Genomic DNA, 12,147 nt, shown 5'->3' with positions numbered 1-12,147 from the left:
GCCCGGTACCCCCTGTGGCAAGGGTCAGAGCATGCGGATCGCGTCCTTGTCGACGGCCAGCATATAGCCGCGACGCGCGATGTTCTTGACCAGAAGTTCCGAAACCATCTGATTGCCCAGTGCATCGCGCAATCGCTTGATCCGCATCGCGCCCGCACTTTCATCGCAATCGGCCGAGTTCTTGCCCGAGATGACGCCTTCAATCTCGGCCCCCGACATCACGTCGTCATCCATCCGCGCCTCGGCCAGGACCGAAAGCGTCTCGATAGCGGCAGGCGTCAGCTTGAATTCCATGTTGTTCAGCACGACCGCATTCTCGGCCCGGCTGATGAGCAAGGAGGACACCTGAATCCCCTGCCGCTCGATCTCGCCCATGCGTTTGTTCTGGGCGACAATCATCACAAGGAAGATCAGGGCGGCGACCAAAAGACCCGTCGCGAAGATCAGAAGGATGAAGATGATGATCCGGTAGCTGGCCAGAACCTCGGAAAACGCCGTGCCCGACTGCGCCAGAACTTCCAGAAGCTTGATCTGCTCACCGGTCTTCAGCGCGTCGTTTTCGACAAAGATCTGTTCAACGCGGGCGTTGAATGCGTTGGCGTCCGGCAGGGCCATCAGCAACAGGATCCCAGCCAGTGCAAGGATCGCGACAATGGCGATAATGCCCCACACAACAATGCGGTTGCCAGAGCGCAGGGTGTCACTCGTCACGATTGGATCGTCGGCCACGTCGGTCGTTCCTTGGGCTCGGTCAGTTGGAGCCTAGGATGGACACAATGGCCAGAAGCGTCCAGCCTTCCTTTTTCAACTTTTTCGCCAGCGCCTCGGCTGCGGCTTCTTTTGAGCCGCAGGCCTTGTCGGGCAATTCGGCCGTGCCGTAGTCCAGCCGCAGGGGATTGTCCTGCTTGGCCTTGTACTCGACCTTGCATTTCGCGGCCACCGGTCCGGCGGCGAGGGCGGCGGCTAGCGCCATGGGGATGAGGATTGTTCGCTTCATGATGGTGCCACACTGCTCAGGACCGCGCCGCTAATCAATAACGAAAGCAATTTTTCATGTGGTTATCGGATATCGCGCCACCGTTATTGCCCGACATCGGACGGGGGCAGCAAGGTTGGGTCATGTTCGACGGGGCCGTTACCCGTCCCCCCACGATAAATGGAAGAAGCCCGATGAAAAAGCAGATGATCGCCGCCATAACCGCCATTGCACTGACACTCACAAGCGCCGCCGCCACACCGGCCGCAGCGCAAGAGAGAGGGAACGATGCACTCAAGGTGCTGCTCGGGGCAGCCGCGATCGGTCTCCTCATCAGCCAGGCGAACAAGGACAAGCGCAGCAAGGAAAAGGCGAAGGTCACCAGACGCCAGCCCTATGACGGATGGAACCATCGCAAAGATAAGGTCCGCCACAACAATCGCCGCATTCCGGCTCAATGCGTCTTCGCAGTACGCGGTCATGATGTGGTATCCTCTCGCTGTCTTCAGGAATTCGGCGCCGCACGGAACGTCCCTTCAAGCTGCGCTTTCGTCATCAACACAAGCTGGGGCAAGCGCACTGTCTATGGGTCGCGTTGCCTGCGTGATCGCGGCTACCGCGTCACGAGCTACCGCTAATCAAGAGAAACAGGTCGAGCAGCCGGTCCGGGGTCTTCGGATCGCAACTGGGGCGGGCGCGCAGGCACCCGCCCTTTTTCCTTGAAGCCCGACTGCATTTGCGCAAGGTAGCGCCATGTCCGGCTTGCCCGATCTGAGTTTCGAACTGGCCGCGCATGCCCGTGGCCTGCACCATGTCGCCGGAGTCGACGAGGTCGGCCGCGGCCCTTTATGCGGTCCGGTCCTCGCCGCCGCTGTGCGGCTCGACCCGGCGCGGGTTCCCGACGGGCTGAACGATTCAAAGAAACTGACCGCGCGCCGCCGTGAAGCCCTGTTCGACGCGATCCTGTCGGTGGCCGATGTGGCGGTGGGTGAGGCGTCCGCCACCGAGATCGACGAATTCAACATCCTCCGGGCCAGCCATATCGCGATGTGCCGCGCGGTGGAGGGGCTGGCGGTGACACCGGACCATCTGTTGATCGATGGCAATATGATTCCCAGAGGGCTGACCATCAGCGCCGAACCGATTGTGAAGGGCGACAGCCGGTCACTCTCGATTGCCGCGGCCTCCATCGTCGCCAAGGTGTTGCGCGATCGCATCATGGTGGATTTGGCGCAACAGCATCCTGGCTATGGCTGGGAACGCAACGCCGGTTACCCGACGAAAGACCACCTGGATGCACTCCGAAATCTTGGTGTGACCCCACATCATAGACATTCCTTCAAGCCAGTGCACAATATCTTGTGCCAAGAGAAAACAGTAAGTATTTGATTCAAAAAAGAATTTGACGGCGAATCGCTCCTGACTCATCTTGGTGACAACAACAACGGCGCCTGACGCCGGGATGAGGCAGAGATGACAAAGACCATGACGAAGGGGGCGGTGACGCTTCCGTTGAACCAGATTATTGACGGCGATTGCATCGAAGTGATGCGGTCCCTGCCGGCCGAAAGCGTCGATCTGATCTTCGCCGACCCGCCCTATAACCTCCAGCTTCGCGGCGATCTGCACCGGCCCGACAATTCCAAGGTTGATGCGGTTGACGACCACTGGGATCAGTTCGCGAGCTTCAAGGCTTACGACAAGTTCACCAAGGACTGGCTTGAGGCCGCCCGGCGCATTCTGAAACCGAATGGCGCGTTGTGGGTCATCGGTTCCTATCACAATGTGTTCCGCATGGGGGCGGAACTGCAGAACCAGGGCTTCTGGATCCTCAACGATGTGGTTTGGCGCAAGTCGAACCCGATGCCGAATTTCCGCGGCAAGCGCTTTACCAATGCGCATGAAACGCTGATCTGGGCCTCGAAATCCGAAGCCGGAAAATACACCTTCAACTACGAAGCCCTGAAGGCGCTGAACGAGGGCGTGCAGATGCGGTCCGACTGGGTGATCCCGCTATGCACCGGGCATGAGCGGCTGAAGGACGATCAGGGCGACAAGGCGCATCCGACGCAAAAGCCCGAGGCACTGTTGCATCGTATTCTGGTCGGCACGACCAATCCCGGCGACGTGGTGCTTGACCCCTTCTTCGGCACCGGCACGACAGGCGCTGTCGCCAAGATGCTTGGCCGCGACTTTATCGGGATCGAGCGTGAGGCCGCCTATCGCGAAGCAGCAACAAAGCGTCTCTCGAAGATCCGCAAGTTCGACAAAGAGGCGCTTGAGGTCTCCGCCTCCAAACGCGCCGAACCGCGTGTGCCCTTCGGGCAGGTGGTCGAACGTGGCATGCTGCGGCCGGGTGAAGAACTGTTCTCAGCCCGTGGCCAGCGCGCCAAGGTTCGGGCCGACGGCACGCTGATTGGCAATGACATCAAGGGCTCTATCCATCAGGTGGGCGCGCATCTGGAAGGCGCGCCAAGCTGCAACGGCTGGACCTACTGGCACTTCAAGCGCGACGGCAAAATGGTGTCGATCGACATCCTGCGCCAGCAGATCCGCGCCGAGATGGACGAAACCCGCCCGCACTGAATTCCGAAGTTACCGCCGGTGCCTGTGGCCTGAACCACGGCACGAACTCAACCCCGCCGGATTGCACCCCCGGCGGGGCTTTTTTGCCTGCAAACCAAATGACCTGAGTATCGCAGCGCACGCGGCAAGGTGGGCTGAGACCCACCCTACCTTCGGTCGCGCTTACTTGCCTGCGATGGCGTCTTCTTCCTCACGCTCGAACCGCGGTTCGCGCGGCGGCCGACCGATAACATCGCGGAGCGCATCAAGCTCGATGAAGTTGTCGGCCTGGCGGCGCAACTCGTCGGCGATCATCGGCGGTTGCGAGCGGATCGTCGACACGACCGAAACCCGCACCCCCTGACGTTGCAGGCTTTCGACCAGCGGGCGGAAATCGCCATCACCCGAGAAGAGCACGATGTGATCGACGCGCGGTGCCAGTTCCATGGCATCGACCGTCAGTTCGATATCCATGTTTCCCTTCACCTTCCGCCGCCCCTGGCTGTCGGTGTATTCCTTCGCGGGCTTCGTCACCATCGAGAACCCGTTATAGTGAAGCCAGTCCACCAGCGGCCGGATCGGCGAGTAGTCGTCGTTTTCCAGCAATGCCGTGTAGTAGAACGCGCGCAGCAATTTGCCGCGACGTTCGAATTCCTGACGCAGGAGTTTGTAGTCGATGTCGAAACCCAGTGCCTTGGCGGCCGCATAAAGATTCGAACCATCAATGAACAGCGCCAGCCGTTCGTCCTTGTAGAACATAAAAAGTTCCTTTCAAAATGTAGCCGCTGGACTTCCACAATTTGTTCGGGTGGTCAAACTGGAAACCTATGGCCGATGTCCGTGAGTGAGCACGATAGTAGTCTGTTCGTGAGTGAGCAGAATAGTAGTCAGATTGGCACAGAGATCGGTATCTGTACAAATGGATAATATAGCAGCGATTGCTTTAGGCGGCAATTCCACATCCGGCAAAGGCAATCCGGTCGCTACCCTCACAGCTGCACTAATGGAAATTCAACGTCATATCGGCCCGATTGTCTCCGTATCGCGGTTTTTCCGCACGCCTGCCTTCCCGCCGGGCTCTGGTCCGGATTTTGTGAATGCTGCCGCAATCGTGGCATCCGCATCGACACCATCCGCGATTCTTGCGGCCTTGCATGACATTGAGGCAGAGTTCGGACGGACGCGTGAGGTGCGCTGGGGGGCCAGAACGCTTGACCTTGATTTGTTAGTCTGCGGCGATGCGATCCTGCCCGACCGGGATACCCAGAGCAGATGGATGACACTTCCCTTCAAACAGCAGGCCCAGCAGGCCCCGGACGAGCTGATCCTGCCGCATCCGCGCCTGCAGGACCGGGGGTTCGTGCTGATTCCCCTCGCTGAAATCGCCCCCTTCCTGACCCATCCGGTGACCGGCCTGACCGTCGCAGAGATGGCTGAGGCGCTGCCCAAGGCGGAAAAGGCGGCAATTTGCCCGCTTTGAAGGGGAATCATTGCTTGTCAAGGGAAAGCGGAGCGCCTAAATAGCGGGTTCCATATCTCCCAAGTCCGATTGGAGTGTCTCATGGCCCGCGTGACGGTTGAAGACTGCGTTGACAAGGTTCCGAACCGGTTTGAGCTGGTAATGCTCGCCGCACACCGTGCGCGCGAAATTGCTGCCGGTGCGTCCCTGACCATCGACCGCGACAACGACAAGAACCCCGTCGTTTCACTGCGCGAGATCGCGGATGAGACTCAGACCGCCGGTGATCTGCGCGAACGCATGATCGAAAGCCACCAGACCCAGATCGAGGTGGACGAGGCCGAAGAGGACGCGATGGCGCTTCTGATGGGGGCTGAAGTCGACCGCCCGGCCGAGGACGACATGTCGGAAGAAAAACTGCTCCGGGCGCTCATGGAAGCTCAGGGCCAGGGCTAAGCCCACCAACACCGAGGCGCGCGGACCGGAATGATCGACGTCGAAGACCTGATCGCACTGGTCCGAAACTACAACCCCCGTACCAATGCCGATTTGATCCGCGCGGCCTACGACTATGGTATGCGGATGCATGAGGGTCAGTTCCGGCGGTCGGGCGAGCCTTACTTCACCCACCCGGTCTCGGTCGCGGCGATCCTGACTGAACAACGGTTGGATGATGCCTCGATCGTCACCGCATTGTTGCACGACGTGATCGAAGACACGAAATCAACCTATTCCGAAATCGCGACCAAGTTCAGCAACGAGATCGCCGAACTGGTGGACGGTGTCACCAAGCTGACCAATCTGGAACTTTCTTCCACTGCCTCGAAGCAGTCGGAAAACTTCCGCAAGCTCTTCATGGCGATGTCGAAGGATCTGCGGGTCATCCTCGTCAAGCTGGCCGACCGGCTGCACAACATGCGCACGATCAAGTCGCTGCCGCATGAAAAGCAGGTCAGAAAAGCGCGAGAGACGATGGATATCTTCGCGCCCCTTGCCGGGCGCATGGGTATGCAGTGGATGCGCGAGGAGTTGGAAGACCTGTCGTTCCGCGTGGTGAACCACGAGGCGCGGTCATCGATCATCCGTCGCTTTATCACGCTGCAAAAGGAAACCGGCGATGTGATCCACAAAATCACCGCCGATATCCGGCTGGAGCTGGAGAAGGAAGACATCGAGGCCGACGTTTTCGGCCGCGCAAAAAAGCCCTATTCGATCTGGCGCAAGATGCAGGAAAAGCAGCTGGCCTTTTCGCGCCTCTCGGATATCTACGGCTTCCGCGTGATCTGCCAGACCGAAGGCGATTGCTACCGCATCCTCGGCGCGATCCACCAGCGCTGGCGGGCGGTGCCCGGACGGTTCAAGGACTATATCAGCCAGCCAAAGTCGAACGGCTACCGCTCGATCCACACGACAGTTTCAGGCCGCGACGGCAAACGGGTCGAGGTGCAAATCCGCACCCGGCAGATGCACGAAGTCGCCGAATCGGGTGTTGCCGCGCACTGGTCCTATCGCGACGGCGAACGCGCCAAGAACCCCTTCGCGGTCGATCCGGCGAAATGGATCGCGTCTCTGACTGAACGTTTCGACAACGGCGATGACCATGACGAGTTCCTCGAAAACGTAAAGCTCGAGATGTATTCCGATCAGGTCTTCTGCTTCACGCCGAAGGGCGATGTGGTGCAGTTACCGAAGGGCGCGACACCCCTGGATTTTGCCTATTCGATCCACACCCGGATCGGCAACTCGACCGTCGGGGCCAAGATCGACGGCATCCGCGTGCCGCTGTGGACGCGGTTGAAAAACGGCCAGTCGGTCGAGGTCATCACCGCGACCGGTCAGCGGCCGCAGGCGACCTGGATCGACATCGTCGTTACCGGCCGCGCGAAATCCGCGATCCGCCGGTCTTTGCGCGAAGAGGACCGCGAGCGTTTCGTCAAACTCGGTCAGGAACTGGCGCGGGTCGCCTTTGAACATCACGGGCGCAAGGCGACCGAAAAGGCGCTGAGAACAGCCGCCAAGACGCTTGGTCTGCCCGATGACACCGAAGTTCTGGCGCGTCTTGGCAGTGCCGAACTGACGGCGCGCGAAGTGATCGAGGCAATCTATCCCGAACTCGCCTCTGCCAATCCCGATGAAGAGGTCGATATCCGCCAGCCCGTGGTCGGCCTGACCGCTGACCAGAACTTCCGCCGCGCGAATTGCTGCCAGCCTGTGCCTGGCGAACGCATCGTCGGGATCACCTATCGCGGTCAGGGCGCGGTTATCCACGCGATTGATTGCCCGGCTTTGGCCGAGTTCGAGGAACAGCCCACCCGCTGGATCGACCTGCGCTGGCATTCGGGGCGCCACGCGCCGGTCTATACGATCAGCCTCAACATGACGATCGCAAACGATTCCGGCGTTCTTGGCCGTATCTGCTCCCTCATCGGCGAACAGAAGGCCAATATATCCGATCTTACTTTCGTCGACCGTAAGCCTGATTTTTACCGTCTTATCGTGGAAGTAGATTTGAGAGATGCCGAGCATCTGCACATGGTGTTGAAGGCACTTGAAGCCGAAAGCGATGTGGCCCAAGTCGAACGGTATCGCGACCTCAGTCGCAAGCCCTGAACGGGGCCAAGGGGAAGATTAGGTGGTTTTCAAAAGGCGAACACCGCGGTCCTACATGCAGCTGATCGCCGAGGCCTTCTGGCCTCGGGGCGGCTGGACCCGCGCCTTTCACTATGTCAAACACCGCGTCCGCCGTCTGCCCGACCGCCCCGACCGGATCGCGCGGGGCGTGGGTGCCGGGGTCTTTGTCTCTTTCACACCGCTTTTCGGGTTCCATTTCATCTCGGCCGCGCTCACGGCCAAGGCGGTGCGCGGCAATATCCTTGCCGCGATTCTGGGTACATTCTTCGGCAACCCGATCACCTTTCCAATCATAGCTGTGTCCTCGATGAAACTCGGTCACCTCTTGCTTGGCACGCAGTTCGACGAAAGCCAGCATGCCACGATCTTCGGAAAATTCGTCGGCGCCGGAAATGATCTGAAGCACAATTTCTTCGCGATTTTTACCGAAGCAACGTCGCGCTGGGGCAATCTATACAATTTCTTCAACGAAGTCTTTCTACCCTATCTCGTCGGTGGCCTGGTTCCCGGGATCATGGTCGGCATTCTCTCCTATTACCTGTCTGAACCGGTCATCGCAGCTTACCAGAAGCACCGCCGCAAGCGGTTGAAGGCGCGGTTTGAAAAGCTGAAGGCAAAACTGCATGCCCGGACCGGGGAACAGCCGGGCAACAGCTGACGCGGAATTGTACCCATGACGATTCCACCGTTCACAGCCCCCGCCGGACCGGTCTAAAGTGCCGCCAGGCCTAAGAAATCGGAGTAAGCGACGTGACTGAATTGCGGCTGGGCGTGAACATCGACCATGTGGCAACTGTGCGGAATGCGCGTGGTTCGGCCTATCCCGATCCGGTCCGCGCCGCGAAACTGGCTGAGGACGCGGGCGCGGACGGCATCACCGCGCATCTGCGCGAAGACCGCCGCCACATCACCGATGGTGATATCGACCGGCTGATGGAAGCGCTGACCGTACCTTTGAACTTCGAGATGGCGGCGACCGATGAGATGCAGAAGATCGCACTGCGCCACAAACCTCACGCCGTCTGCATCGTCCCCGAAAAGCGCGAGGAGCGAACGACCGAAGGCGGGCTGGAGGTCGCGCGCGAGGAAAACCGGCTCGCCCATTTCATCGCGCCTCTGGCCGAGGCAGGCTGCCGCGTCTCGATCTTCATCGCCGCCGATGCCGCCCAGATCGAGGCCGCCCACCGGATCGGTGCGGCTGTGGTCGAACTCCATACCGGGGCCTATTGCGATTTCCACGCTGAAGGGAAAGTGGTCGAACGCGATACGGAACTCGCCCGCCTGCGCGAGATGTCCGCCTTCGCCCATTCACTGGGATTGGAGGTTCATGCCGGCCACGGGCTGACCTATGACACGGTCGCCCCCATCGCCGCCTTCCCGGAACTGCGCGAGCTCAATATCGGCCATTTTCTGATCGGCGAGGCGATCTTCGCCGGGCTGAAGCCTGCAATCCTCGAAATGCGCCGCCTGATGGACAAAGCACGGATCATGGTGTGACGCAGGAATCCCGGACTTGATCCGGGATTCCTGCGTCAGGCAAGAGGCCCCGGATCAAGTCCGGGGCAACGTTGTTGTCTAGTTGATCAGCCCCGCATGACGCATCGCCGCGTCGATCTTTGCCTTGGTCTCGGGCAGGAGCGTGGTCAGCGGCATGCGGACCTCATCGGCGCAAAGCCCGAGCTGTGACAGCCCATATTTCGCGCCCGCCAGCCCCGGCTCGATAAAAATCGCCTCATGCAGCGGCATCAGCCGGTCCTGATAGGCAAGGGCCGTGACGAAATCACCCGACAGCGTCGCTTCCTGGAACTCGGCGCAAAGCTTTGGCGCCACATTCGCGGTGACCGAGATGCAGCCAACCCCGCCATGGGCGTTGAAGCCGAGTGCTGTCGCATCCTCGCCCGAAAGCTGGACGAAATCGCGACCGCAAAGCGCGCGCTGCTGGCTGACCCGCTCGATCTTGCCGGTCGCGTCCTTGACGCCGACAATGCGCGGCAGCTTGGCCAGATCGCCCATCGTCTCGGGGCTCATGTCGACGGCCGAACGGCCTGGGATGTTGTAGATGATGATCGGCAGGGTGCAGGCGTCGTGCATCGCCTTGAAATGCGCGTAAAGCCCGCGCTGGGTCGGCTTGTTGTAATAGGGCGTCACGACAAGGGCCGCATCCGCACCGGCCTTTTCGGCTCCTCGGATCAGCTCGATCCCTTCCTCGGTCGAATTCGACCCGGCCCCTGCGATCACCGGAATACGTCCGGCAGCCGCCTTGACCACTTCTTCGATCACGCGGATATGCTCTTCGTGGCTCAGCGTCGGGCTTTCACCGGTCGTGCCGACGGGGACAAGCCCGTGGCTGCCCTCAGTGATATGCCATTCGACGAGTTTCTTGAGCGTGTCCAGATCCAGCTCGCCGTTCTTGAACGGCGTGACGAGGGCTGGGAAGGACCCTTTGAACATGACACGCTCCTTGGTGTTGCGGACGAGACTCGCCCGGTTGAAATCGCGCGGAACCTATAGGGATTGTCCGCCGTTGCCAAGTTTGTGTGTTGCGGGCGCGGACAGGGCCCCATATCCTTCCGAAAAATCAATCGAAGCAGTGAAAAACATGATCCGTGATGCCTTGCGTGCCGCGCCCATCGCGCTGGCCCTTCTTCTGCCTGTGACGGCCCGCGCCGACGATCCGGCGGGGTTCCGTGCCGCCCTTGCCGCCGCCGATCAGCGCGACTGGGCTACAGCGGTGGCCCATGCCCGCAAGGCCGGGCCACTGGCGGCGGCGGTGATCGACTGGGAGCGGCTCAGGGACGGCAACGGGACGCTTTCGGAGTATTCCGGTTTTCTGGCCCGCTATTCTGATTGGCCGGGCCTGCCGCTGCTGCGTCAGAAAGGCGAAGGGGCGATTGCCGCCGATGCACCCGCCGACGCGGTCGCCGGCTATTTCAGCAACATGCGTCCTCAAACCGGCATGGGCAGCCTCGCCCTGATCGCCGCCTATCAGGCACGCGGTCAGGGGCAGGAAGCCGCAAAGGAAGCCGTACGCGCCTGGCGGTCGCTATCGCTGAGCCAGTCGGAACATGACCTCTTCGTCGCCCGGCATGGCGGCATCCTGAAGGACCATCATGACGGCCGTACCGCGATGCTGTTGCGGCAAGGGCGGCTGGCCGATGCCCGCCGCATGCTGCCCTTGAACAGTTCCTATACACGTGCGGTGGCCGAAGTGCGCATCGCGCTTCAGGCCAGCGATCCCGGCGTCGACGGACTGATCGCGAAACTTCCCGAAAAGGCGGTTAATTCCGGCGGTCTTGCCTATGACCGCTTCCGCTGGCGCATCCGCAAGGACCTTTATGACAGCGCCGATGAGCTGTTGCTGGAACGCTCGGTCAGTGCCGACGCGCTGGGCGATCCGGACCAATGGGCCGACTGGCGCAGGCGTCTGGCGCGCAAGGAAATGCGCGAAGGCGATGCAAGGCGCGCCTACCGCATGGCGGCGCAGCATTATCTGAAATCCGGCTCTGACTACGCCGATCTGGAATGGCTCGCGGGCTATATCGCTTTACGCAAGCTGAGCGACCCCAAAACGGCACTCGCCCATTTCGACCGTTTCCAGAAGGCGGTGAATGGCCCGATCAGCCTGTCGCGCGCGGGGTACTGGCGCGGACGCGCCTATGAGGTGCTGGGCATGGCAAATGAAGCACGTGTGGCCTATGCCGAAGGTGCGCGTTACCCGACGGCCTTTTACGGGCTGCTGTCGGCCGAAAAGGTCGGCCTGCCTCTGTCGCCCGCAATGGCGGGGGGCGAGGCCTATCCCGACTGGCGCGGTCAGCCCTTTGCGGGGTCCACGGTTCTCCTCGCGGCGCGGGAGCTGATGGCGGCGGGGGATGAAACGCTGGCGGCGCGCTTCCTCCTCCATCTCAGTGAAGGCCTGTCGGGGCGCGATATCGGCGCGCTCGCCGGAATGGCGGTCGAGGCGAAGGAGCCCTATGTCGGGCTCTCGCTCGCCAAGGCGGCGGCCGACAAGGGCGTGATCTGGCCCTCGGCCTATTTCCCGGTGCCGGCCCTTTCAGGGCTCGATCTGCCGGTCCGGCCGGAACTGGCGCTGTCCATCGCGCGGCGCGAAAGCGAGTTCAACCACCGCGTCATCTCGCATGCCGGGGCGCGGGGGCTTATGCAGGTGATGCCCGGCACGGCCGAGATGATGGCGAAGAAGATCGGGGTCAGTTACGAGAAGGCAAAGCTGACCACCGACTGGCAATACAATGCGCAGCTCGGGGCGGCTTATCTCGATCAGCTGGTGGACGAATTCGGCAACTCGCCCCTGCTGGTGGCGGTCGGCTACAATGCCGGGCCGGGCCGGTCGCGGCGTTGGATCACGGAACTCGGCGATCCGCGCGCCGAAGGGGTCGATCCGATCGACTGGATCGAGGCGATCCCCTTCCGCGAGACCCAGACCTATGTGATGCGCGTGGCCGAAAGCCTGCCGATCTACCGGGCAAGGCTGTCGGGCCAGGCGGGGCCCCTTAACTTC

General features: G+C 61.2%; 13 protein-coding genes. 9 read left to right on the top strand and 4 right to left on the bottom strand.

Annotation, left to right across the window (positions count from 1 at the left end; all coding sequences use genetic code 11):
• Nucleotides 1-24: 24 nt before the first annotated feature.
• Nucleotides 25-729 carry a winged helix-turn-helix domain-containing protein gene (locus tag WBB85_RS05855; RefSeq protein ID WP_432637695.1) on the bottom strand — a complete coding sequence of 235 codons (705 nt, stop codon included), beginning with the start codon at nt 727-729 and terminating at the stop codon, nt 25-27.
• 22 nt (nt 730-751) lie between these two features.
• Nucleotides 752-997 carry a hypothetical protein gene (locus WBB85_RS05850; protein WP_432637694.1) on the bottom strand — a complete coding sequence of 82 codons (246 nt, stop codon included), beginning with the start codon at nt 995-997 and terminating at the stop codon, nt 752-754.
• 173 nt (nt 998-1,170) lie between these two features.
• Here WBB85_RS05850 and WBB85_RS05845 point away from each other — a divergent pair, with 173 nt between their 5' ends.
• From WBB85_RS05845 to WBB85_RS05835, 3 genes are all read left to right on the top strand, one after another.
• Complete coding sequence (locus WBB85_RS05845; RefSeq protein WP_432637693.1) at nt 1,171-1,614, top strand: hypothetical protein; 444 nt, start codon at nt 1,171-1,173, stop codon at nt 1,612-1,614.
• Nucleotides 1,615-1,729: 115 nt separating this feature from the next.
• Entirely contained in the window at nt 1,730-2,365 is a 636-nt protein-coding gene (locus WBB85_RS05840) for a ribonuclease HII (RefSeq protein WP_432637692.1), read from the top strand.
• 84 nt (nt 2,366-2,449) lie between these two features.
• On the top strand, nt 2,450-3,562 hold the full coding sequence (locus WBB85_RS05835; RefSeq protein ID WP_432637691.1) for a site-specific DNA-methyltransferase: 1,113 nt from the start codon (nt 2,450-2,452) through the stop codon (nt 3,560-3,562).
• A gap of 162 nt (nt 3,563-3,724) precedes the next feature.
• On the opposite strand, the gene WBB85_RS05830 is transcribed toward WBB85_RS05835, so the two are convergent.
• Complete coding sequence (locus tag WBB85_RS05830) at nt 3,725-4,300, bottom strand: NYN domain-containing protein (RefSeq protein WP_432637690.1); 576 nt, start codon at nt 4,298-4,300, stop codon at nt 3,725-3,727.
• A gap of 160 nt (nt 4,301-4,460) precedes the next feature.
• On the opposite strand from WBB85_RS05830, the gene folK reads away from it, so the two are divergent.
• From folK to WBB85_RS05805, 5 genes are all read left to right on the top strand, one after another.
• Nucleotides 4,461-5,021 (top strand): 2-amino-4-hydroxy-6-hydroxymethyldihydropteridine diphosphokinase, encoded by a 561-nt coding sequence (gene folK, locus WBB85_RS05825; protein ID WP_432637689.1) that lies wholly within the window; start codon nt 4,461-4,463, stop codon nt 5,019-5,021.
• Between the two features lie 81 nt (nt 5,022-5,102).
• Nucleotides 5,103-5,456 (top strand): DNA-directed RNA polymerase subunit omega, encoded by a 354-nt coding sequence (rpoZ, locus tag WBB85_RS05820; protein WP_432637688.1) that lies wholly within the window; start codon nt 5,103-5,105, stop codon nt 5,454-5,456.
• Nucleotides 5,457-5,486: 30 nt separating this feature from the next.
• The gene (locus WBB85_RS05815; RefSeq protein WP_432637687.1) at nt 5,487-7,610 is read left to right on the top strand and encodes a RelA/SpoT family protein; all 2,124 of its coding nucleotides are present in this window, start codon (nt 5,487-5,489) and stop codon (nt 7,608-7,610) included.
• Nucleotides 7,611-7,665: 55 nt separating this feature from the next.
• Nucleotides 7,666-8,289: a DUF2062 domain-containing protein gene (locus WBB85_RS05810; protein WP_432637686.1), complete on the top strand. Its 624-nt coding sequence runs from the start codon at nt 7,666-7,668 to the stop codon at nt 8,287-8,289.
• A 92-nt stretch (nt 8,290-8,381) separates the two neighbouring features.
• Nucleotides 8,382-9,128 carry a pyridoxine 5'-phosphate synthase gene (locus WBB85_RS05805; protein WP_432637685.1) on the top strand — a complete coding sequence of 249 codons (747 nt, stop codon included), beginning with the start codon at nt 8,382-8,384 and terminating at the stop codon, nt 9,126-9,128.
• Between the two features lie 78 nt (nt 9,129-9,206).
• On the opposite strand, the gene dapA is transcribed toward WBB85_RS05805, so the two are convergent.
• Nucleotides 9,207-10,082 carry a 4-hydroxy-tetrahydrodipicolinate synthase gene (gene dapA / locus WBB85_RS05800; protein ID WP_432637684.1) on the bottom strand — a complete coding sequence of 292 codons (876 nt, stop codon included), beginning with the start codon at nt 10,080-10,082 and terminating at the stop codon, nt 9,207-9,209.
• A 148-nt stretch (nt 10,083-10,230) separates the two neighbouring features.
• Between dapA and WBB85_RS05795 the strand changes: the two genes are divergently transcribed.
• On the top strand, nt 10,231-12,147 hold a 1,917-nt coding region (locus tag WBB85_RS05795), incomplete at its 3' end, for a lytic transglycosylase domain-containing protein (protein WP_432637683.1).

Source organism: Albidovulum sp. (genome assembly GCF_049646345.1).
Taxonomy (GTDB): domain Bacteria; phylum Pseudomonadota; class Alphaproteobacteria; order Rhodobacterales; family Rhodobacteraceae; genus Albidovulum.
The sequence above is the reverse complement of the archived record's forward strand: the minus strand, read 5'-3'. Positions and strand labels throughout refer to the sequence as shown.